We start from the raw sequence: 19,132 nt of genomic DNA, 5'->3' as shown, positions 1-19,132 counted from the left end.
ACGTCACGCGAGATGGCTGACGCCCTTCCAGGCCGGGTCGGGCGTCACCGTCGTGCGGACCCGCCCCTCGGGCCACGACGCGGTGATCGGCGCCAGCGCGTCGACCGCGGCCTGCCGGTCGGCGTAGAGGTGATAGGTCCGGACGCCGTCGGCACTCTCGTGCGCGACCAGGACCGGGCCGTCCGCGTACGCGAAGAGCCGGTCCTCGAACGCGTGCAGCGCCGCCAGGGAGCCGTCGACCGGGAGCCCACCGGCGTTCGCGCTGCGGAACGGCACGTCGAGCCGGACGTGGGTGTCGGCCGCCGGCCAGCGCGCCGCCTTCAACGGCACGCACACGGAGGCCAGCACCGGACGCCCACCACGGTTGCCGCTGAGCACCGTCCACTGTGGTTCACCACCGGCGGGCATCAGCGCGGCGACGGTGGCGGCGAGTTCGGCGCCGGTGAGGTCCGGGCCCTCCTCGCCCGTCGTGTCGATCTCCCGCACCCAGATCTCCACGCCGTCCTCACCGAGCAGCCAGTCGAGGGCGAGAAAGGCGATCTGCACCCGGGTCGTGTCGGGCAGATCCGGGAAAGCCGGGTGCCAGACGCACACGTCGACCTGGACCGCGTCGTCGTCGACGTCGGCGGCGAACCGCAGCGCGCCGAGCTCGAAACGGTGGCCGTCGAGGTCCAGCCGGGAGTCGAGCGCGGACGGGTTCGCCTGGCGTGAGGCGGCGTACCCGAAGGCCGTGTCGGGGGCTGGCCCGGCGCGACGCCAGCGTTCGGCGGCGGCCCGCAGCGCGCGGTCACCATTGGCGGTCACGACCAGCAGATGCTGCGAGGCCGTCCCGGCGCCGAACTCCCACGCCAGACCGGGGTCGATCGCCGTCACCAAGGCGTTGATCTCGTCGATCAGGACGGGGCCCCAGCTGCCGCCGGCGATCGCCTGCTCGACGCGGGAGCGGCCGGTCGCCCACCATGTCCAGAACGCCGTCACTGCCGTCGCCGGGTCGCCTTTGGCCCGCCTCTTGAAGATCATCGCGGGAGATTACAAGGCGGTGCTCCGGCGGTACCGCGTGACCCACTCGTCGTTGATCCGGTCCGCCTGGCGGCGGTGCCGCGGCGTGATCGCACCGCCCGGTGGCAGCTCCAGACCGAGAAAACCCAGGACGTCGCGGGTGGTCCCGGCCAGGTCCGCGGTCAGTCGTTCATAGGTGATCTCGTACGGCGTGAGCGCGTACTCGGCGAACCAGGCCCGCCAGGCGGCGTTGTGCTCGTCGATCGTGCTCAGCAACCCCGTGATCCGGTCCTCGTCGTAGACCGGTGTGTGCGCGGCGTCGCCGTTGTCACCGGCGTACCAGATCTGGGTCTGCTCGGCCCGCAGCCAGGAGACGGCCTGGGCCAGGGTGTCCTCGCGACGCAGGTGGACGAAGCGCAGGTCGCCGAAGGTCTCCTCCAGCACGCCACGATCGTCGCCGGCCCGGCCGGGAGCCAGCTTCTGGACCAGCTCGGTGGTGGTGCCCCACATCAGTTTCGCGCCGAAGACGCCGTTGCCCGTGGTGCCCGCCCGCTTCGCCGCCTGGGCGAACTCCGGGTAGCCGGCCCCGGGTATCCCCCAGCGTTCGGCCCACATTTCCTGGTCGGGGTCGCGGAAGTAGGACTCGGGATGCCCGGCGACACCGGTCGACCCCAGCAGGCCGATCAGCAACGAGCTCCCGGTACGCGGCGTCGCGCAGACGAAGTACGAGTCGATCATCCCTGCATTATTGCCCTCACCACAGTTCTAGAACTCTTGCCGCGGTTATGACACACTCGTCCAAGAGTTATAGAACTTTGGAGGCGCCATGACCGTGACCACGCACGAGCCCACCACCGCCGGACGGTTCGGGGAATTCGGCGGCCGGTACGTCCCGGAGTCGCTGATCCCGGCCTGTCTCGCCCTCGAGGCGGCGTTCCGGGAGGCGTGGGCCGACCCGGCGTTCCGCTCCGAGCTGGACCACTACCGCACCACGTACGCCGGACGCCCCACCCCGGTGACCGCGGCCCGCAACCTCTCCGCCGAGCTCGGTATCACGCTGCTGCTCAAGCGCGAGGATCTCACCCACACGGGCTCCCACAAGATCAATAACGTGCTGGGTCAGGCGCTGCTGGCCAGTCGCATGGGCAAGACCCGCCTGATCGCGGAGACCGGCGCCGGTCAGCACGGCGTGGCCACCGCGACCGCCGCCGCACTGTTCGGCCTGCGCGCCACCGTTTTCATGGGTGAGCGTGACATCGAACGCCAGCAGCTCAACGTCTTCCGCATGCACATGCTCGGCGCCGAGGTGGTCCCGGTGACCAGCGGCAGCCGCACCCTCAAGGACGCCACGAGCGAGGCCATGCGTCACTGGGTCTCGGCCGTCGAGGACGCCCACTTCTGTCTCGGATCGGTGGCCGGTCCTCACCCGTACCCGTGGATGGTCCGGGAACTGCAGCGGGTGATCGGGGACGAGGCGCGCGAGCAGTGCCCCGACCCCGACGTCGTGGTCGCCTGCGTCGGGGGCGGCTCGAACGCCGCCGGCACCTTCGCCGGTTATCTCGACACGCGGGCCCGCCTGGTCGGCGTCGAGGCGGCCGGCGGCGCGGCGATGTCCTCGGGTTCGCCGGGTGTCGTCCACGGGTCGCGCTCGATGGTGCTGCAGGACTCCCACGGTCAGATCGCCGAGGCCGAGTCGATCGCCGCCGGTCTGGACTACCCCGGTGTCGGTCCCGAGCATGCCCACCTCGGCACCTCGGGCCGGGCGGAATACCGGACCGTCACCGACGCCGAGGTGGTCCGCGCGGTCCGCCACCTCGCCGAGCGCGAGGGCATCATCTGCGCCCTCGAGTCCGCCCACGCGGTGGCGTGGGTGCTCCGCGAGGCCGGCACCCCGGTCCTGCCGACCGGCTCGACCGTGCTGCTCACCCTCTCGGGTCGCGGCGACAAGGACATGTCCCAGCTCATGGAAGGCCTGCGATGACCCTCGAGACCCACCTGCGGACGGCCGGGCGGCCGCTGCTCGTGCCCTACGTGACCGGCGGCATCACCGCGGACTGGACCGACTACCTGGTCGCCTGTCAGGAGGCGGGCGCCGACGCCATCGAGGTCGGGCTGCCGTTCTCCGACCCGATGCTCGACGGGGTCACCATCCAGCAGGCGTCCGACCGTGCCCTCGCCCGGGGCGTCACCCCCGAGTCGATCCTCGACGACCTGAGCCGGACCACGCTGCGGGTGCCGATCATCGTGATGACCTACGCCAACCTGGTACTGCGTCACGGCATCGCCCGGCTGGCCGCGGCAGGCGTGTCCGGTCTGATCGTGCCCGACCTGCCGCTGGACGAGTCCGCGGTCCTCGAGGCCGAGGCGGCCGCCGCCGGCGTCGACCTCGTGCTGCTGGTCGCCCCGTCGACACCCGGCGACCGGCTCCGGGAGATCTGCGAGCGCAGCCGCGGGTTCGTCTACGCGATCAGCGTCATGGGCACGACCGGCGAGCGCGAGACCCTGGCCGCCTCGGCCGCGACCTTGGCGGCCCGGGTCAAGGCCGTCACCGACCGGCCCGTGCTGCTCGGTTTCGGGATCTCCACGCCGGAGCAGGCCGCCGAGGCGGGACGCGCCGGGGACGGTGCCGTCGTCGGCGCGGCGCTCATGCGTAGGGTTCTCGACGGAGCCACGCCCGCCGACCTCGGCCGGGCGGTCGCGGAGCTCCGCGCCGCACTCGACCTGGGGGTGTCTCCTGGAACGCCGCACGCCGAAGTATCAGGTCATCGCGGCTGACCTGACCGCGAAGATCCGCAGCGGTGAGCTGCCGCCGGGATCCGCGCTGCCGCCGCAGAAAGAGCTCAGCGCCGCGTACGGCGTCACACTGGTGACCCTGCGCCAGGCCCTGCGGCAGCTCGAGGACGACGGCCTGCTCTCCCAGCAGCCGGGCCGCGGCACGTTCGTGGCCTCGCCGAAGGCGACCTACCGGCTCGACTCACTGCGCGGGCTGGCCGAGGATCTGCGCGCGCAGGGCCGTACGGTCAGCACCGAGATCCTGGGCCAGACGCTGCGCCGGCCGCCCGCGTGGGTGGCGGCGCAGCTCGGCCCGGGCCGGGTGCTGCGCCTGGAACGACTGCGGCTCCTGGCGGGCCGCCCGGCCGTCCACCAGCTCTCCTGGGTGCGGTCCCCGGTCGGCGACGAGCTCCGCGACACCGACCTGAGCGGCACCTCCCTGTACGCCGCGATCGCCGAGCACGGTGTGGTGGTCCACCGCGCGTCCGAAGTGCTGCGTCCGGAGGTCCTCACCGCGCCGGTCGCCGACCTGCTGCGCCAGGGTGCGGGCACGCCGGTGTTCGTCTCCGACCGCATCACCTACGGCCTCGACGACCAGCCGATCGTGGTCGACCGCGCCACCATCCTCGGCACGGTCATGGAGGTCCGCACCGAGCGCGCGGCAACCGGTCTGTCGATGCAGTGGACGTCGGCGTCCTGACGGCGGACCGCCCGGCGCGCAGGGCCGACCGGCCGCCGCACCGCGATGTTCCGTGGGCTTATTTCACGCCATAATTCTCTTGTGGACGCCCTGGAGATCACGTGCGACGAGTCCGGGTACGAGGGCGAGAAGCTCATCGGCACGACCACCGACGTGTTTGCGCACGCGGGCGTGCGCCTCGGCGCCGAGGCCGCGCGGGCCTGCCTGACCGAGCTGCGTGACCGGATCCGCTCGCCCGCCACGCAGTACAAGGCCACGCACCTGCTGCGGGAGAAACACCGGCCGGTGCTTGTCTGGCTGCTCGGGCCGTCCAGCCCGCTGTTCCGGCGGGCGCACGTCTACCTGATCGACAAGGTCTACTACGTCCTCGGCAAGCTCACCGACGTCCTGGTCGCCGATCCGGCCGGGGCCGGGCTGTCCGGCGACGGCCCGGCCCGGCGGCTGTCCGCGGAGCTGTTCGCCGGCCGGCCCGGCCACGACTATCTCGTCGCGGCCAACAACCTCCTGCGCGGCAAGGACCGGCACGACGTCCAGGGGCCCGTCGAGACGTTCTACCGCCTCGCCGGTGAGCTCGGCGGCCGGTCGCGGGCCGAGGCCTTCCGCGTCAGGCTGCGCGACGATCCCGCCCTGTCGGTGCTGGACCCGCTGATCCCCGCGGTCGTCCGGGCCGTCGGCCGCTGGGGCGCCGACGGCACACCCGTGTCGATCCTCCACGACCGGCAGACGACACTCCCGGAGGAGCGCGTCGCCCGGATCCGGCGGCTGCTCGCCGCGCCCCTGCGCCTCGAAGGTCTGCGCCTGGCCGCCGCCGAGGACGAACCGCGCATCCAGCTCGCGGACATCCTCGCCGGGACCGTCCGCAAGATCGCCCAGGATCAGCTCCACGGCGCCGGCGACACCGAGCTCGTCACCCTGATCCGGCCCTACCTGGACCCGTACTCGATCTGGGGCGACCGGCGCAGCTGGGCACTGCTCAGCGCCCGGGCGTGATCACTCCAACACGCTTTTGAGCAGCTCGGCGGCGACCCCCGCGGACGAGGACGGGTTCTGGCCGGTGATGAGGGTGCCGTCGACGACCACGTGCGGCTGGAACGGCTCGGCCGCGGTGTAGCCGGTGCCGAGGGCGACCAGCCGGTCCTCGATCAGGAACGGCGCCTTCGACGCCAGCCCGGCCTGACTCTCCTCGATGTTGCTGAAGCCGGTGACCCGCCGACCGGCGAGCAGCTCCGGGGTGACCGGCAGGAGTGCGGCAACGCCGTGGCAGACCAGGGCCAGGGGCTTGCCGGTCGCCAGCGCCTTCCCGACCAGTGCCGCCGAGTCACCGTCGTGCGAGAGGTCCTCCATCGGGGCGTGACCGCCGGGATAGAACACCGCGGCGTACGCGTCGAGGTCGACGTCCTCCAGGCGGACCGGCTCCGGCACGACGGGTGCCTCCTCGCCGTTCAGGCTGCCCTTGTCCACCGTCGGCGCCACCCCGCCGGGGGTCGCCACCTCGACGGTGTGCCCCGCCTCGATCAGCGCCTGGTAGGGAACGGCGAACTCCTCCGCCCAGAACCCGGTCGGGTGCTGTGTGCCGTCGGCGAGCGTCCAGTGGTCGGCGGCGCTCATCACGAACAAGATCTTGGCCATCGTCTGCTCCTTGTGTCGGCCTGCCGGGTAACCGTAGGTCGGATGCCCATCGGCCCGCCAATAGAATCATCGGTATGGCCGATCGATTCTCCGATGCCGGGCTGGATCAGCTCCGCACGTTCCTGGCCGTCTACCGGGCCGGTTCCATGACCGCGGGAGCCCGCGAGGTCGGCCTGTCGCAGTCGACGGTCACCAGTCAGATCCAGGCGCTGGAGCAGCAGTCCGGGCGCCAGCTGTTCGAACGGGTGCCGCGCGGTGTGCACCCGACCGCGGTCGCCGACGAGCTGGCGGCCCGGGTCGCCGGCCCCCTCGACGCCCTGGCGCGCGCGCTCACGCCGTCGGACCTGCGGCTGCCACCCGAGCCGGTCCACCTGGCCGGTCCCGCCGAGTTGCTCGCCGTCAGGGCCGTGCCCGCGCTGGCCCCGCTGATCGGCCGGGGTGTCCGGTTGCGTATCACCGCCGGCCTGGCCGACGACCTGATCGAGGGCCTGCAGCTGGGCCGGTTCGACCTGCTGCTCTCCCCCGTACGACCGCGTGGCCGCACGCTTCTTGCCACACCGCTGCACGACGAGGAGTTCGTGCTGGTCGCGGCGGGCCCGCTGGACCCCGAGCGGGCGCCTCTGATCGCGTACGCGGAGGACATCCCGATCGTGCGCCGGTACTGGCGGCACGTTTTCGGCCGCCGCCTGACCAAAAGCCCGGCGGTCGTGATCCCCGACCTGCGCGGCGTCCTGGCCGCGGTGACCGCCGGTGCGGGCTGGTCGGTGCTCCCGCGCTACCTGTGCGCCGCCGAACTGGCGTCCGGGGCACTCGAGCTGCTCCACGATCCCGAGGACCCGCCCATCAACACCGTCTTCCTGATCCGGCGGTCGGCGGCCGGTGCCGGCAGCCACGTCGAGCTGGTCCAGGACACGCTGCTCAGCGAGGGCCGCACCTGGTGAACGCCCCTCACGGGCGGCGGGCGACCAAGTAGGCCTGCGGGACTGCCTCGGTCAGTCCCGGGTGGACCGACGGCTCGCGTACCGACGTCAGCACCATCGTCAGGCCCGCCGCGGTGAGCAGGCCGGCGACGTGCTCGGGCCGGCGCCGCCGGAAGGTGATGTTCTCGCGGACCAGCGTCTCGTCACCGACCTGGAACGCCAGCGCGACGACGCCGCCGGCCAGTTCGGCCCAGCCGCTCAGCAGCGCGCGGTCCCAGACCTTCGCCGCGAACTCGTCGCGGAACCGTTCGGCGTACCGGCCCGCGAACGCATCCCAGGCGGCCCGGGTCTCGGTGAGGTGCTCGGGCTCTCGGAGAAACACCGTCCCATCATGGCCGAGACCCGGACAGGTGACGTCGGCGCGGCGCTCTTTACAATGAAAACCGTTCCCAACAAGATGGACCCTGTCGCCGGCACTCCGGCCGGTGACATCCCCGTTCTCCGGAAGGGTTCACCATGTCGCTCACCGTCTCCCCCGACCTGCTCGCCGTCGCCGAACGCGGCGAGGTCCCGGACGCCGAGTTCGTCGACTGCGTCCGCACCTCACTGCCCTACGCCTGGGACGTCGTCAGCAAGGTGATGGCCGACCTCGAGGCCGGTGGCGAGTTCGCCGACCACGAGATCCCGCCGCCGTCCGACGTGGAGCGTGGCCAGCTCCTGCGCGCCCTGGCCAGCGACTCGATCCGCGGCGGTCTCGAACGCCACTTCGGCGCCAAACTGGCCTTCCAGAACTGCCACCGGGTCGCGGCGTTCCGCTTCGACGCCGTCGGCGGCGACCGCTACCAGGCCTTCGTCTCCCCGCGCGGCCAGCTCCTCAACCAGTCCCCCGAACTTCGCAACTGCTGACGGCGCACGGGCGGGCCGGTCCCCGGCCCGCCCGTCCCCGCACCCCCGCGATGCTGGTGTCGTCCGCACCAACCGCTCATCGCGGAAAGAGTTGACGACACATGACTGCCACCGCCGACCCTGGCGCCACCGACGACGTCCTGGCCGCCCAGCCCGTCGGCTACTGGACCGGCGTCACCCATCAGGCTGTGGTCAGGCGCCTCCGCGACACCCTGGCCACCATCGACGTCACCCAGCCGCACTGGTGGACGCTGACCCGGGTGGCCGCCGGCGAACCCACCCGCGAGGACGTCGTCACCCAGCTCGCCGGTGTCGCGGACGGCCCGGACGACATCCCGCGCGCGATCGACCAGCTGCTCCACCGGGGCTGGCTCGGCTCCGGCATCGACGGCCGCCTGCAGCTCACCGACGCCGGCCGGGAAGCGCAGGGCCGCATCAAGCTTCTGCTCACCGGCCTGCGGGCCGAACTCCACGAGGGCATCACCGACGACGAGTACGCCGCCGCGCTGAGAGTTCTCCGCAGGATGCTCGGTAACCTCGGAGCTGCACCCGGCTGATGGACATTTTCGCGGACATTTTGACAGCCTGGCCGCCATGTCCTACTCCACACAGAGCGCCTTCTCGGATCCGCGCGACCTGGCTCCGCTCTACGCCGGGCTCCCGGAGGATCCCGCGCGGCTGGCGCGCATCGCCCGCGATCTGATGATTCACCGGGTCGAGGGTGACACCTTCGGCTACGTCATCCCGCGTGAACGGCTGCATCACGACGCGGAGACGCGTCACCTCGCGGACGTCCTCCGGATCATCGTCGACCGCAACGACGCTCCCCTGACGCAGTGGCGTGAACCCCGCGATCGCTTTGTCGGTGTGTGCCGCGACTTCGCCCTGCTGCTCTGCTCGTTCCTGCGCCATTTCGGCATTCCCGCGCGGGTGCGGTCCGGATTCGCCGACTACCTCGGGCCGGACGGTTTCCACGGCGACCACGTCGTCACCGAGTTCCGGGACGACAGACACGGCTGGCGGCTCGCCGATCCGATGCTGACCGATCCGGCGCACGTCGACACGGCCCGGGTGGACTTCGATCCGATGGACGTCCCCCGCGACCGTTTTCTGGTGGCCGGCCGGGCGTGGCGGGCGATCCGGGCGGGCATGGCGAACCCGGACGCCTTCGGTGTGCATCCTCCCGAGGAGGGACCGCTGGTCGGTGAGTGGTTCGTCGCGCACGACATGCGCATCGATCTCGCCGCGCTGAACAAGGTTGAGACCCTGCTGTGGGACACCTGGGGCGCGGGCCGCGGCGGCGACCGCACCATGACGGACGAGATCCGCGCGCTCTACGACCGGGTGGCCGACGACGAGTGCGGGCACCTGTTCGCGGAGCATGAGGAGCTGCGGCCACCGGCGACCGTCATCTCGCTGGCGCCGTTCCTCGGTCCCCGGGAGGTCGCGCTCAGTGGGCCCGGTGGGAATGGCGGGCCGGGGCCGTTTCCGGGCGCAGATCAGCGACCAGGGCGGCCAGAGCCGTCGTGATCGGCACCGACGCGACCAGGCCGATCGTCCCGACGGCGCTGCGCAGGATCTCCTGGGCCAGGAACTCGCTGGTCAGCAGCTCGGTGATCGGCTCGCTGCTCGCCGCGATGAGCAACAGCAAAGGCAGGGACGCCCCCGCGTACGCGAGCACTATCGTGTTCACGGCCGATGCCACGTGGGCCCGCCCGACCCGGATCGCCGAGCGGTAGAGCGCGAGCCGACTGGTGGCGCCCGGGGTCATCTCCGCCACCGTCACGGCCTGGGTCACGGTGACGTCGTCGAGCACACCGAGCGCGCCGATCACGATCCCGGCCAGCAGCAGGCCGCGCAGGTCGAGTCCTTCGCGGGTCACCGACAGGTACGAGCTGTCGTCGCTCCCCACCCCGCTCAGATGCAGGAACGAGGTGAACAGCGCGCCGAGCACCCCGGTCAGGACGAGGCTGGCCAGGGTGCCGGCGACCGCGACCGAGGTGTGCACGTTGATGCCGTGGGTGAGGTACAGCGCGGCGAACATGATGGCCGAAGCGCCGACCACCGCGATCAGCAGCGGTGGTGAACCGTCCAGGATCGCCGGGACCACAAAGAGCAGCAGGATCCCGAAGCTCACCGCCAGGCCCGCGAGTGACGTCACCCCGCGCCAGCGCCCGAACGCCAGGATCACCGCGACCGCGACGACCACCAGCCACACCAGCGGTGTGGAACGCTCGCGGTCGACCACCGAGTACGCGTTCCCACCCGGCACCGCGTCCGGGAAGTAGATCAGCACCACGCCGTCGCCGACGTGCAGTGCCGTGGTGCCGGGACCCTGCGGGAGGTCGACCTTCTGATCCGTACCCGTGCCCGGTCCTTCGGTGACCCGGACCGTCGCCGAGCCGCAGCGTTGTTGCTGAGCGCCCGCCGGGCAGGCCTGTTCGAGCACGGCGCTGACCGTGCCGACCGCGCGGCGGCCACCTCCGGCGTCCGGTTCGGACTTCACGTTGCCGGGCCAGAGCACGATCAGCGCGATCAGTGTGGCCAGGGCGGCCGGCACCAGGACGGCCAGGACGATCCGCCGGGTGTGCCGGGACGCGGCCGGGACAGCGGTGTGGTCGTGGCTCACCGCGGCGCCTGGCCGGTGTCGGGGTGGTCGTCGTTCCAGGTCTCGCGGAGCTCCCGCTTGGTGTCACGCCACCACTGGGCCAGGTCGGCTCCCCAGTCCCGGAACTCGCGACCGACCTCGGTGAGGGCGTGGAGGTAACCCGGGTCGTCGAGCCGCGCACCCAGCAACTCCGCGAAGCCGAGACCCCAGAGCACCGGGACCGTGACCAGGGCGAGGACCGCGAAGATCCACCAGCCCGTCACCGCGTACGCGAGGAGGAGCGCGACCTGCACGCCCACGGTGACCATCCCGCCGAGGGAGGCGCGGCGCAGCAGCGCCGGGACGAGCCGCAGGCAGCGCCACGGCAGGCGGCCCGCCGGGATCAGCACCCGCAGGGCAAAACCGGCGATCACCACCGCGAAGAGGGCCGCCAGGATCCGGGTGAGCAGTGCTGCCGGTGGCCACCAGCTGCTGAGCAGAACGCCGGCGCCGACCAGCACGATCGCCACCGCGAACCAGCGGCGCAGGGCGCTGAGCAGGCTGCGGATCGGCCAGGTCATCGAGATGACGTCGGGGCGGGCGGGGTTCTCCCGGGCGACGTCGCGCAGGGCCCGCATCGAACGGCCGACCCGCAGTCGTTCCGCGTCGACCATGGCGAGCAGCCAGCGCCCGTAGGTGTTGCCGGGGTCGAGGGCCAGCGCGGCCCGGGCGGCCTCCTCCGCCTCGTCGCGGTCACCGGCGCAGCGGGCCACGTCGGCCACCGTGAGCAGCCCTTCGACCGATCGTGGTGCGAGGGCGAGACCGTGCCGGGCCGCGGCGCGGGCCTCGGGGAAGCGGCGGGCGGAGGTCAGCGTGCGCGCCCGGACCAGGTGGACCCACGGATCGTGCGGGGCGAGGCGGACGGCCTCCTCCGCCGCGGCGAGGGCGTCCCTGTCCCGGACCAGGGCCAGCAGGGACTCGGCCCGTTCGGCGTGCGCGTCCGCGAGGTCCGGCCGTGCGGTCACCGCCGCGTCGCTCGCTGCCAGCGCGCCCGCATAGTCACGCTGCCGGCGCAGCACGTGTCCGAGCAGGGTCAGCAGGTCCGCGTCGGCGGGAGCGGTGGCCAGGGCCGCCCGCAGCGTCGACTCGGCCTCACCGCAACGGCCGGCCTCGGCGAGATGCCGGGCCCGCCGGTACGCGTCACCGCCGCTCACAGCAGCTTGCGCTTCTTGAGGTACGCGGCCAGATCGTCGTACTCGCCGCTCTCGTTGCCGAAGAGCGCGACGTTGCGGGCGGTGGCGAACCACGCGTCGGTGGATGGGCGTACCTCGCGGACCGCCGCGGCCAGATCCTGCTGCGAGATCATCCGCACCTCGCCGGTGGTGATCGCGTCGCGCATCGCGAACTCGGCCGCGGTCTCACAGACGTGCGCCAGGTCCGCGCCGGAGAAGTGCCCGGTCATCGCGGCCAGGGCCCGCAGGTCGACGCCGGCGACGGGCCGGTCGCGCAGGTGATATTCGAGGATCGACGCCCGGGCGGCGGCGTCGGGCGGCAGCACCAGCACGGTCCGGTCGAGGCGGCCGGGGCGGCGCAGCGCGGCGTCGATGTCCCACGGCGCGTTGGTCGCGGCGAGCACAAAAACACCGTCGTTGTTGCCGTCGACACCGTCGAGCTCGGTCAGCAGCTGGTTGACCAGGGTGCGCATCGCCGAGGAGTTCAGCTGGCTGCGCTTGTGGCCCAGCGCGTCGATCTCGTCGAGGAAGAGTACGCAGGGCGCATGCGACCGGGCGGCGGTGAACAGGTCGTGCAGGTTGCGCTCGGAGCTGCCGACCCACATGTTGAGCACGTCGACGATCGACAGGGAGATGAAGGCCGCACCCATCTCCCCGGCGACGGCCCGGGCGAGGAAGGTCTTGCCGCAGCCGGGCGGCCCGTAGAGCAGCAGCCCGCCGCGCAGACTCTTCCCGAAGAGCGTCCGCAGCTCCGGGTTCCGCAGCGGCCCCAGAAAGGCCAGCTCGAGGCGCTTCTTGACCTCGTCCATGCCCCCGACGTCGGCGAGGGTGATCGTGGCCCGCTCGACGTCGAACGCCCGGTTGTCCCCGTCCTCGTCCGGCGCGGCGGCGGTGAAGCGGGGCGGGACCACACCCTCGAACTCGTTCTCCAGCGCGGCCCAGTCGACGCCGGCCTTCGGCGCCGGGACGGGCGCGGAGCCCAGCGCCGTCGCCATGAGGCCGCGGGCCACCTCGTTCGCGGGCTCGCGGGCCAGGACCTGGGCGGCGTGCCCGACCGCCTCGCCCTGCCGCCCGGCGGCGACCAGCAGCTCGGCCAGGTGCAGCCGCAGCGGCAGGTCGTCGGGACGGGCCTCGACCGCCGCGGTCAGGCTGTCGATCAGGGCGTCGCTCATGGGACGGGATTATGCCCGCAGCCCGCCGCGGGTCAGTCCTTCGGTCGGAGGAAGTCACGAATCAGGGCGGCCACCTCGGCGCCGTGGCTCTCCAGCAGGAAGTGACCGCCGTCCAGCAGATGGATCTCGGCCTCCGGCTCGTCGTCGCGGAACGCCTCGGCACCCGCCGGCCCGAAGATCTCGTCGTTGCGTCCCCAGACCGCCAGGACCGGGGGCCGGTGCTCCCGCAGGTGGGCGTGCAGCCGCGGATAGAGCGCGAGGTTGGTGGCGTAGTCCGCGAAGAGCCGCAGCTGCACGACGTCGTTGCCGGGCCGCGAGACCAGCGCGTGGTCGTGGGTCCAGGTGTCGGGGCTGACCACGGTCGGGTCCGGCACCCCGTGCAGGTACTGCCAGCGGATCGCCTCCAGGTCCAGGGCCGCGCGTACGCCGGCCTCGGTGTCCGCGCCGGGGTGCGCCCAGTACGCCCGGACCGGCTTCCAGAAGTCGTCGACCAGGCCGGCTTCGTACGCGTTGCCGTTCTGCGTGATGATCGCCGTGACCGGTGTCCCGGGGCGCAGGGCGAGGCGCCACCCGATCGGCGCGCCGTAGTCCTGCACGTAGATCGCGTACCGCGTCACGCCGAGACCGGTGAGCAGCTTCGCGGTGAGCTCGGCCAGCGCGTCGAAGCTGTAGTCGAAGTCCGCCGCGTCCGGTGCGTCGGAGAAGCCGAAACCGAGGTGATCGGGCGCGATCACGTGGTAGCGGTCGGCCAGCGCGGGGATCAGGTCCCGGAACATGAACGAGCTGGTCGGGAAGCCGTGCAGCAGCACGACGGCGGGTGCGGAGGGGTCACCGGCCTCCCGGTAGAAGAGCTGATGACCGTCGACGGTGGCGTAACGGTGGTGGACCGGCACAGTAACCTCCATGAGGACTTGATGTGGTTAGTGCGAGCCAAGCAGCCGCGGTGCTAACCTGTCAAGGCTTTCGAGGGGGTTAGATGACGGACGAGGACCTGCTGCTGTGGATGCTCAACAGCACCCCGGTCATTGACGGCCGGCGGACCGACCGGCTCGGGGATCCGGCGGCCCGGGGCGGGACGGGCACCGGCGCCGAGCTCACGGCGGTCCGCACGGCTCGGGACCGGCTTCAGGGGGTCGTCCGCGGCGACCGGCCGGCGGCCGACCTCGCCCCCCTGCTGGAGGGGGTCCACCGGTCCCCCGTGATCGGCGACACCGGGCTCGAGTGGCAGCTCGACGCGCCCGCCGACCGGCTGCTGGCCGTCCGTGCGGTCCTCGCCTGGGCCGAGCTGCACGAGCAGCACCCCGGCCGCCTGCGAGCGTGCGCCAACGACGAGTGCCGTCTCTTCCTGCTCGACCGCAGCCGGGCCGGCACCGCCCGCTGGTGCTCGATGGCGACCTGCGGAAACCGGATGAAGGCCCGCCGTCACCAGGGGCGTTACGGAAGGATCGCGTCGACGTAACCACCGTCGACCCGGACCGCGCCGCCGGTGGTCGCCGACGCCTGGGGTGAGCTGAGGTAGACCACCATGTTGGCGATCTCCTCGGGCTCGATGAGCCGCTGCAGCAGGGACTGCGGCCGGTGCAGGCGCATGAACTCGCGCTGCGCCTCCTCCCACGGCAGGTCCTTGTCGACCAGCTCGTAGACGAAGTCCTCGACACCACCGGTGTGCGTGGGGCCGGCGATGACGCTGTTCACCGTGACACCACTGCCGGCCGCCTCCTTGGCAAAACCGCGGGAGACGGCCAGCAGCGCGGTCTTGGTCATGCCGTAGTGGATCATCTCCGCCGGGACGACCACCGCCGAGTCGCTGGCGATGTACTGGATCCGGCCCCAGCCCCGCTCCTTCATGCCGGGCAGATAGGCCCTGGTCAGGCGTACGCCGGTGAGGACGTTGACCTCGAAGTACCGCCGCCACTCGGCGTCGGTGATCTCGAGCGCGGGCTGCGCGCCGAAGATGCCCAGGTTGTTGACCAGGATGTCGACCGACGGCAGCTGCTCCAGGAGGGCGGCGACACCCTCGTCGGTGGTCAGGTCGGCCGGTGCCGCCACGAAGTCACCCCGCTCCGGCAGCACGGCCCTCACCTTCTCCGGGTCACGGCCGTTGATCGCCACCCGCGCCCCCGCCTCGGCGAGTCCGGTGGCGATGGCCAGACCGATGCCCTGGGTCGAGCCGGTGACAAGTGCGGTCCTGCCGCTGAGATCGAGACGCATGCGCCCTACATTTCCGCGTCTTGTCCTTTGATGCAGCCCGTGGCGGTCGAATGAACAAATACCGGCCCGGCAATCCGTGCAGGCACCGATCAGGACAGGGATGACGCATGCACCCGCTGCTGGCCAGAGGCGCACGGATCGCCCGGAACGGCATGGAGCCCCTGGTCGTCCTGACCCTTGTCGTCGTGCTGCGCCAGTTCGACCTGACCGGCGACGTCCCGCTGTGGATCCTCGCGCTGGTGCTCGGTTTCGGCGCCTTCTGCCAGCAGCCGGAGATTCAGCTCTGGCTCTCCGGCGGGAACCTCCACCGGCGGGCCGGCCTGCGCATCAGCCTTCACATCGTCAACACCACCATCACGATGTACCTGCTCGGCTGGGGACCCCTGCTGGCGATCGCCCACCTGCACATCCTCACGGTGCACCTGCGGCAGTCCGGCTCCCGGGCCTGGAAGCCCGCTGCCGCGGCCAGCGCCGGCGCTCTGCTGGCCGGTCAGGTCGTCGTCGGTCTCGGCCTGCTACCCACCAACCTGAGCGTGGCCCAGTCGCACGGGCTGGCGCTGCTCGTCGCGATCGGCACTGTCACCACCGCCCGGACCCTCGGCAAGTTCGTCGCCCAGAACGAGCGGGCCGAGGCGTCGGTCCGGCACAACGAGGAACGCTTCCGGGCGCTGGTCCGCGACGGCTCCGAGGTCATCACCATGGGTGACGCCGACGGCAACATCACCTGGGTCAGCCCGGCGGCCAAGCCGGTGATGGGTTACCTCCCCGAGGAGCTGCGCGGCAAGGTGCTCAGCGGCCTGTTCCACCCCGAGGACGACATCGCGGCGATGGAGCTCTTCACGCGCCTGCTCGCCTCGGACAGCACCGTCGAGCACTCGGCCGAGCTGCGGGTCCGGCACGCCGACGGGTCCTGGCACTGGCACGAGATCATCGCCCGCAACATGCTGGCCCACCCTGCCGTCCAGGCCATCGTCAGCCACCAGCGCGACATCACCGAGCGCCGGGCGGTGCAGGACCGGATCGCGTACGCGGCCTCCCACGACGGCCTCACCGGGCTGGCCAACGGCCCCACGCTGAACCGCGATCTCGAGCGTGCCCTCGCGCAGGGCACCCGCTACCAGCACCCGGTGGCGGTGCTCTTCTGCGACCTCGACGGCTTCAAGGCCGTCAACGACACGTACGGCCACGACGTCGGTGACCGCCTTCTGCAGACGATCAGCGGTGTCATCAAGCGGGTCACCCGGGACACGGACACCGCGGGGCGGCTCGGCGGCGACGAGTTCGGTGTGGTCCTGACCCGCGTCAGGAACGCCGAGGAGGCGCTGAGCGTGGCCCAGCGCATCGTCGAGGGCATCAGCACCAACGCCTCGGTCGCCGGCCTGAAGCTGGACGTCGGGTGCAGCATCGGCGTGGCTCTGGCGTACCCGGGCGGCTCCGACGTGAAGTCCCTGATGCGGCACGCCGACGCGGCCATGTACCGCTCGAAGCGCCAGGGCCGCAACGGCTGCCAGCTCTACGTCGAGGAAGAAGTCACCGCCCCCTGGAGCTGAAAGAACGCCGCGATGTCGGCAGCCAGGTCCTGCGGCACCTCCAGCGCGGCGAAGTGCCCGCCGCGCGGCAGCTCGGTCCAGTGCCGGATGTCGAAGGACCGCTCGGCCAGCGGCCGCACCGACTGCACGATGTCGTGCGGCAGCACCGCGACACCCAGCGGCACCGGGCACGGTGTGCCGCGACCGCTCTCCTTGGCCAGCCGCGCCGACGAACCGGCCGTGCGGGTGAACCAGTAGATCGACACGTCGCTGAGCAGCACGTCGTCGCTGATCGAGGAGGCCGGATCGGCCCACTCGGTGAACTTCTCGGCGATCCAGGCCAGCTGGCCGATCGGGGAGTCCGTGAGCGCGTACGCGATCGTCTGCGGCCGTGTCGCCTGCAGCACCTGATAACCGGGCCGGTTCGCGGCGAAGGCCGCGATCCGCTCGGCCCGCTCCCGGTCCTGCCCCGACAGCCCGTCGACCGGCCCTGGTGTCGGCAGGTAGTTGACGTGCACGCCGACAACACGGTCCGGCGCGACGCCACCCAGGGCACGAGCCACACCCGAACCCCAGTCACCGCCGTGCGCGCCGAACCGCTCGTAGCCCAGCCGGCTCATCAGCTCGGCGAACGCCCGCGCGATCCGCTCCAGGCCCCAGCCCTTCTCGTGCGTCGGGCCGGAGAAGCCGAAGCCGGGGATGGACGGGATGACCAGGTGGAAGTCATCGGTCAGCGGCTCGATCAGGTCGAGGAACTCGAGCACCGACCCGGGCCAGCCGTGCACGAGCACCAGCGGTAGAGCGGAAGGGTTCGCGGACGGCACGTGCAGAAAATGGATCCGCTGCCCGTCGATCTCGGTCACGAACTGCGGGTACGCGTTCAGCGCCGCCTCGTGCACACGCCAGTCGTAGGTGGTACGCCAGCGTTCGGCCAGCTCCCGGACCCGTTCGAGGGGGATCCCGTAGTCCCACCCCACGCCCGGCAGCTCGTCGGGCCACCTTGCGCGGCCGAGGCGGTCGGCCAGGTCGTCGAGGTCGGCCTGCGGGACGTGGACGCGGTACGGCTCGATATCGTTCATGCGTCTAACGTTAGGCGCACTAACGTTAGTCCGGCAAATGGTAATCTCGCCTCATGGACCACCTCCCCAGCTGGCTGCTGACCCAGACTGCGGCGTACGCCCACCGCCTGGTCGGTGAGCGTTTCGCCGAGATCGGCGCCCGCGGCTACCACTACCGGCTGCTGTCGACGCTGATCGACGACGGGCCGGCCAGCCAGGCCGACCTGGGACGCCGCACGGCCATTCACTTCAGCGACGTGGTCGCCGCCCTCAACGAGCTGGCCGCGGACGGCTACGTCGAGCGGCGGCCCGACCCGGACGACAAGCGCCGCAACACCGTCACCGTCACCCCGCGCGGACAGGAACGCGCCGTCGAGCTTGCCGCCAAGGGTGAGGAGATTCAGGACGAGCTGCTCGCGCCCCTGTCGGCGGCGGACCGCAAGGAGCTCGTCCGGCTCCTGACTCTGCTCAGGAGAGGCGGCGCTCCAGGCTGAGCGCCACGTCGAGGGCCTGGCCCGGTTTGGACTCGCCGCTCTCCGCGTCCCAGACCTCGGAGAGCACCGCCTGTACGAAGCCCCAGGCGACCACGCGGTCGATGGGCATGCCGAGGCCCTCGGCGAACTGCTCGATGCGGATCGGCACCAGGCCGAGCACCGGCTCGTCACCGTCGAACGGGTTGTAGAGGATCGGGCCGACCTCGTACCCGGGGTCGCCGGCCAGGCCGTGGGGGTCGATGGCCAGCCACTGCTCGCGGTCGCCGGCGAGGACGTTCTCGTGGTGGAGGTCGCCGTGCAGCACGACGCGCTCGGTGGCGGACTGGCACAGCTCGATGAAGAGTCCGGCGGCGCGGACGACCAACTGCCGGGGAATCGGGTGCTCGCCGGGGTAACGCCGCAAATGCTCGGCGAAGCCGTTGCCGTAGGAGGTGAGCTCCGCGACGGCCAGGTCCGGTGGCGCGGGCCGGTGCAGCCGGCGCATCATCGCGATCAGGACGTCCGTGGCCTCCTGGTCGTGCTCGAGCACCAGGCGGCGCAGGGTGTGCCCGGGCTCCACCTTCTCGAGGAGCATCGCTCCGCGGGCCTCGTCGTGGCGCAGCAGCCGCACGGCGCCGGCACCGTCGAAGAAGGACAGTGCGGCCGCCTGGTGCACCAGGTCGTCCGTCGAGGGCACGCCCAGCTTGAGCACCGCCGGCGAGCCGTCGGCCCGGCGCACGGGTGCCACCCAGCTGAAACTCAACGGGTACGGGTCACCGGCGGTCAGCCCCCAGTCGTGGGTGACGGCGTCGATCAGCGCCGGGAGGCCGGCCAGCCACTCGCGGCCGGCGTCACCCCAGTTTCCGATGATGTTGCGGGTGAAGGCGGCGGGGAACATCGGGCCATTCTGGTACACAGAAAAAGCCGCCACGTCAGGTGGCGGC

The 19,132-nt window shown here is 71.8% G+C and carries 22 protein-coding genes; 11 read left to right on the top strand and 11 right to left on the bottom strand.

Annotated elements, in window-relative coordinates; genetic code table 11:
• Positions 1 to 3: 3 nt before the first annotated feature.
• Together AFR_RS20440 and AFR_RS20435 are read right to left on the bottom strand one after the other, a co-directional pair.
• Positions 4 to 1,020: a DUF695 domain-containing protein gene (locus AFR_RS20440; RefSeq protein ID WP_023362698.1), complete on the bottom strand. Its 1,017-nt coding sequence runs from the start codon at positions 1,018 to 1,020 to the stop codon at positions 4 to 6.
• A gap of 9 nt (positions 1,021 to 1,029) precedes the next feature.
• A complete protein-coding gene (locus AFR_RS20435) occupies positions 1,030 to 1,737 on the bottom strand; it encodes a Stf0 family sulfotransferase (RefSeq protein ID WP_023362697.1) in 708 nt (235 codons plus the stop codon).
• 88 nt (positions 1,738 to 1,825) lie between these two features.
• On the opposite strand from AFR_RS20435, the gene trpB reads away from it, so the two are divergent.
• The 4 genes from trpB to AFR_RS20415 all read left to right on the top strand — a co-directional run bounded on the left by trpB (position 1,826) and on the right by AFR_RS20415 (position 5,461).
• Entirely contained in the window at positions 1,826 to 2,980 is a 1,155-nt protein-coding gene (trpB, locus tag AFR_RS20430) for a tryptophan synthase subunit beta (RefSeq protein WP_023362696.1), read from the top strand.
• Positions 2,977 to 3,774, top strand: coding sequence for a tryptophan synthase subunit alpha (gene trpA / locus AFR_RS20425; RefSeq protein ID WP_023362695.1), 798 nt, complete (start codon positions 2,977 to 2,979; stop codon positions 3,772 to 3,774). The genes trpB and trpA overlap by 4 nt, the downstream gene beginning before the upstream one ends.
• Positions 3,734 to 4,471 carry a GntR family transcriptional regulator gene (locus AFR_RS20420; RefSeq protein WP_041842464.1) on the top strand — a complete coding sequence of 246 codons (738 nt, stop codon included), beginning with the start codon at positions 3,734 to 3,736 and terminating at the stop codon, positions 4,469 to 4,471. Before trpA ends, AFR_RS20420 begins: the two co-directional genes overlap by 41 nt.
• 81 nt (positions 4,472 to 4,552) lie before the next feature.
• The gene (locus AFR_RS20415; RefSeq protein ID WP_023362693.1) at positions 4,553 to 5,461 is read left to right on the top strand and encodes a hypothetical protein; all 909 of its coding nucleotides are present in this window, start codon (positions 4,553 to 4,555) and stop codon (positions 5,459 to 5,461) included.
• Here the strand turns inward: AFR_RS20415 and AFR_RS20410 are convergent, their stop codons facing one another.
• Complete coding sequence (locus AFR_RS20410; protein ID WP_023362692.1) at positions 5,462 to 6,100, bottom strand: type 1 glutamine amidotransferase domain-containing protein; 639 nt, start codon at positions 6,098 to 6,100, stop codon at positions 5,462 to 5,464.
• 74 nt (positions 6,101 to 6,174) lie between these two features.
• On the opposite strand from AFR_RS20410, the gene AFR_RS20405 reads away from it, so the two are divergent.
• A complete protein-coding gene (locus tag AFR_RS20405) occupies positions 6,175 to 7,041 on the top strand; it encodes a LysR family transcriptional regulator (protein ID WP_023362691.1) in 867 nt (288 codons plus the stop codon).
• Positions 7,042 to 7,048: 7 nt separating this feature from the next.
• Here AFR_RS20405 and AFR_RS20400 read toward each other — a convergent pair whose 3' ends face one another.
• Positions 7,049 to 7,402, bottom strand: a complete 354-nt coding sequence (locus AFR_RS20400; protein ID WP_023362690.1) for a methyltransferase — start codon at positions 7,400 to 7,402, stop codon at positions 7,049 to 7,051.
• 134 nt (positions 7,403 to 7,536) lie between these two features.
• On the opposite strand from AFR_RS20400, the gene AFR_RS20395 reads away from it, so the two are divergent.
• The 3 genes from AFR_RS20395 to AFR_RS47905 all read left to right on the top strand — a co-directional run bounded on the left by AFR_RS20395 (position 7,537) and on the right by AFR_RS47905 (position 9,456).
• Positions 7,537 to 7,926, top strand: a complete 390-nt coding sequence (locus tag AFR_RS20395) for an SCO5389 family protein (RefSeq protein ID WP_023362689.1) — start codon at positions 7,537 to 7,539, stop codon at positions 7,924 to 7,926.
• 101 nt (positions 7,927 to 8,027) lie between these two features.
• Positions 8,028 to 8,483, top strand: a complete 456-nt coding sequence (locus AFR_RS20390) for a MarR family winged helix-turn-helix transcriptional regulator (RefSeq protein ID WP_023362688.1) — start codon at positions 8,028 to 8,030, stop codon at positions 8,481 to 8,483.
• Between the two features lie 37 nt (positions 8,484 to 8,520).
• The gene (locus AFR_RS47905) at positions 8,521 to 9,456 is read left to right on the top strand and encodes a transglutaminase-like domain-containing protein (RefSeq protein WP_023362687.1); all 936 of its coding nucleotides are present in this window, start codon (positions 8,521 to 8,523) and stop codon (positions 9,454 to 9,456) included.
• Here the strand turns inward: AFR_RS47905 and AFR_RS20380 are convergent.
• The 4 genes from AFR_RS20380 to AFR_RS20365 are packed head-to-tail and all read right to left on the bottom strand — an operon-like array spanning position 9,377 to position 13,822.
• Positions 9,377 to 10,555 carry a YibE/F family protein gene (locus AFR_RS20380; protein WP_023362686.1) on the bottom strand — a complete coding sequence of 393 codons (1,179 nt, stop codon included), beginning with the start codon at positions 10,553 to 10,555 and terminating at the stop codon, positions 9,377 to 9,379. The genes AFR_RS47905 and AFR_RS20380 overlap by 80 nt on opposite strands.
• On the bottom strand, positions 10,552 to 11,727 hold the full coding sequence (locus tag AFR_RS20375; protein ID WP_023362685.1) for a sulfite exporter TauE/SafE family protein: 1,176 nt from the start codon (positions 11,725 to 11,727) through the stop codon (positions 10,552 to 10,554). The genes AFR_RS20380 and AFR_RS20375 overlap by 4 nt, the downstream gene beginning before the upstream one ends.
• Positions 11,724 to 12,917 (bottom strand): AAA family ATPase, encoded by a 1,194-nt coding sequence (locus AFR_RS20370; protein ID WP_023362684.1) that lies wholly within the window; start codon positions 12,915 to 12,917, stop codon positions 11,724 to 11,726. The genes AFR_RS20375 and AFR_RS20370 overlap by 4 nt, the downstream gene beginning before the upstream one ends.
• 32 nt (positions 12,918 to 12,949) lie before the next feature.
• Positions 12,950 to 13,822, bottom strand: coding sequence for an alpha/beta fold hydrolase (locus tag AFR_RS20365; RefSeq protein WP_202964007.1), 873 nt, complete (start codon positions 13,820 to 13,822; stop codon positions 12,950 to 12,952).
• 71 nt (positions 13,823 to 13,893) lie between these two features.
• On the opposite strand from AFR_RS20365, the gene AFR_RS20360 reads away from it, so the two are divergent.
• Positions 13,894 to 14,376 (top strand): CGNR zinc finger domain-containing protein, encoded by a 483-nt coding sequence (locus AFR_RS20360; RefSeq protein WP_023362682.1) that lies wholly within the window; start codon positions 13,894 to 13,896, stop codon positions 14,374 to 14,376.
• On the opposite strand, the gene AFR_RS20355 is transcribed toward AFR_RS20360, so the two are convergent.
• Positions 14,352 to 15,128, bottom strand: a complete 777-nt coding sequence (locus AFR_RS20355) for an SDR family NAD(P)-dependent oxidoreductase (RefSeq protein WP_023362681.1) — start codon at positions 15,126 to 15,128, stop codon at positions 14,352 to 14,354. The two genes, AFR_RS20360 and AFR_RS20355, sit on opposite strands and share 25 nt — an antisense overlap.
• A gap of 107 nt (positions 15,129 to 15,235) precedes the next feature.
• Here AFR_RS20355 and AFR_RS20350 point away from each other — a divergent pair, with 107 nt between their 5' ends.
• Complete coding sequence (locus AFR_RS20350; protein ID WP_023362680.1) at positions 15,236 to 16,678, top strand: sensor domain-containing diguanylate cyclase; 1,443 nt, start codon at positions 15,236 to 15,238, stop codon at positions 16,676 to 16,678.
• Here the strand turns inward: AFR_RS20350 and AFR_RS20345 are convergent.
• Positions 16,642 to 17,727, bottom strand: a complete 1,086-nt coding sequence (locus AFR_RS20345) for an epoxide hydrolase family protein (protein ID WP_202964069.1) — start codon at positions 17,725 to 17,727, stop codon at positions 16,642 to 16,644. The two genes, AFR_RS20350 and AFR_RS20345, sit on opposite strands and share 37 nt — an antisense overlap.
• Positions 17,728 to 17,789: 62 nt before the next feature.
• Here AFR_RS20345 and AFR_RS20340 point away from each other — a divergent pair, with 62 nt between their 5' ends.
• On the top strand, positions 17,790 to 18,209 hold the full coding sequence (locus AFR_RS20340; RefSeq protein WP_023362678.1) for a MarR family winged helix-turn-helix transcriptional regulator: 420 nt from the start codon (positions 17,790 to 17,792) through the stop codon (positions 18,207 to 18,209).
• On the opposite strand, the gene AFR_RS20335 is transcribed toward AFR_RS20340, so the two are convergent.
• Positions 18,184 to 19,086: an aminoglycoside phosphotransferase family protein gene (locus AFR_RS20335; protein ID WP_023362677.1), complete on the bottom strand. Its 903-nt coding sequence runs from the start codon at positions 19,084 to 19,086 to the stop codon at positions 18,184 to 18,186. The two genes, AFR_RS20340 and AFR_RS20335, sit on opposite strands and share 26 nt — an antisense overlap.
• Between the last annotated feature and the right edge of the window lie 46 nt (positions 19,087 to 19,132).

Source organism: Amorphoplanes friuliensis DSM 7358, assembly GCF_000494755.1.
Classification (GTDB): domain Bacteria; phylum Actinomycetota; class Actinomycetes; order Mycobacteriales; family Micromonosporaceae; genus Actinoplanes; species Actinoplanes friuliensis.
This window is presented reverse-complemented; position numbering and strand designations above follow the sequence as displayed.

Bases quoted from the DNA above. Each gene is read 5' to 3' on its own strand.
- AFR_RS20350 (WP_023362680.1), top strand. From the start codon at position 15,236: ATGCACCCGCTGCTGGCCAGAGGCGCACGGATCGCCCGGAACGGCATG.
- AFR_RS20390 (WP_023362688.1), top strand. From the start codon at position 8,028: ATGACTGCCACCGCCGACCCTGGCGCCACCGACGACGTCCTGGCCGCC.
- AFR_RS20440 (WP_023362698.1), bottom strand. From the start codon at position 1,020: ATGATCTTCAAGAGGCGGGCCAAAGGCGACCCGGCGACGGCAGTGACG.
- AFR_RS20395 (WP_023362689.1), top strand. From the start codon at position 7,537: ATGTCGCTCACCGTCTCCCCCGACCTGCTCGCCGTCGCCGAACGCGGC.
- AFR_RS20355 (WP_023362681.1), bottom strand. From the start codon at position 15,128: ATGCGTCTCGATCTCAGCGGCAGGACCGCACTTGTCACCGGCTCGACC.
- AFR_RS20360 (WP_023362682.1), top strand. From the start codon at position 13,894: ATGACGGACGAGGACCTGCTGCTGTGGATGCTCAACAGCACCCCGGTC.
- trpB (WP_023362696.1), top strand. From the start codon at position 1,826: ATGACCGTGACCACGCACGAGCCCACCACCGCCGGACGGTTCGGGGAA.
- AFR_RS20335 (WP_023362677.1), bottom strand. From the start codon at position 19,086: ATGTTCCCCGCCGCCTTCACCCGCAACATCATCGGAAACTGGGGTGAC.
- AFR_RS20340 (WP_023362678.1), top strand. From the start codon at position 17,790: ATGGACCACCTCCCCAGCTGGCTGCTGACCCAGACTGCGGCGTACGCC.
- AFR_RS20435 (WP_023362697.1), bottom strand. From the start codon at position 1,737: ATGATCGACTCGTACTTCGTCTGCGCGACGCCGCGTACCGGGAGCTCG.
- AFR_RS20410 (WP_023362692.1), bottom strand. From the start codon at position 6,100: ATGGCCAAGATCTTGTTCGTGATGAGCGCCGCCGACCACTGGACGCTC.
- trpA (WP_023362695.1), top strand. From the start codon at position 2,977: ATGACCCTCGAGACCCACCTGCGGACGGCCGGGCGGCCGCTGCTCGTG.
- AFR_RS20405 (WP_023362691.1), top strand. From the start codon at position 6,175: ATGGCCGATCGATTCTCCGATGCCGGGCTGGATCAGCTCCGCACGTTC.
- AFR_RS20370 (WP_023362684.1), bottom strand. From the start codon at position 12,917: ATGAGCGACGCCCTGATCGACAGCCTGACCGCGGCGGTCGAGGCCCGT.
- AFR_RS20365 (WP_202964007.1), bottom strand. From the start codon at position 13,822: ATGGAGGTTACTGTGCCGGTCCACCACCGTTACGCCACCGTCGACGGT.
- AFR_RS47905 (WP_023362687.1), top strand. From the start codon at position 8,521: ATGTCCTACTCCACACAGAGCGCCTTCTCGGATCCGCGCGACCTGGCT.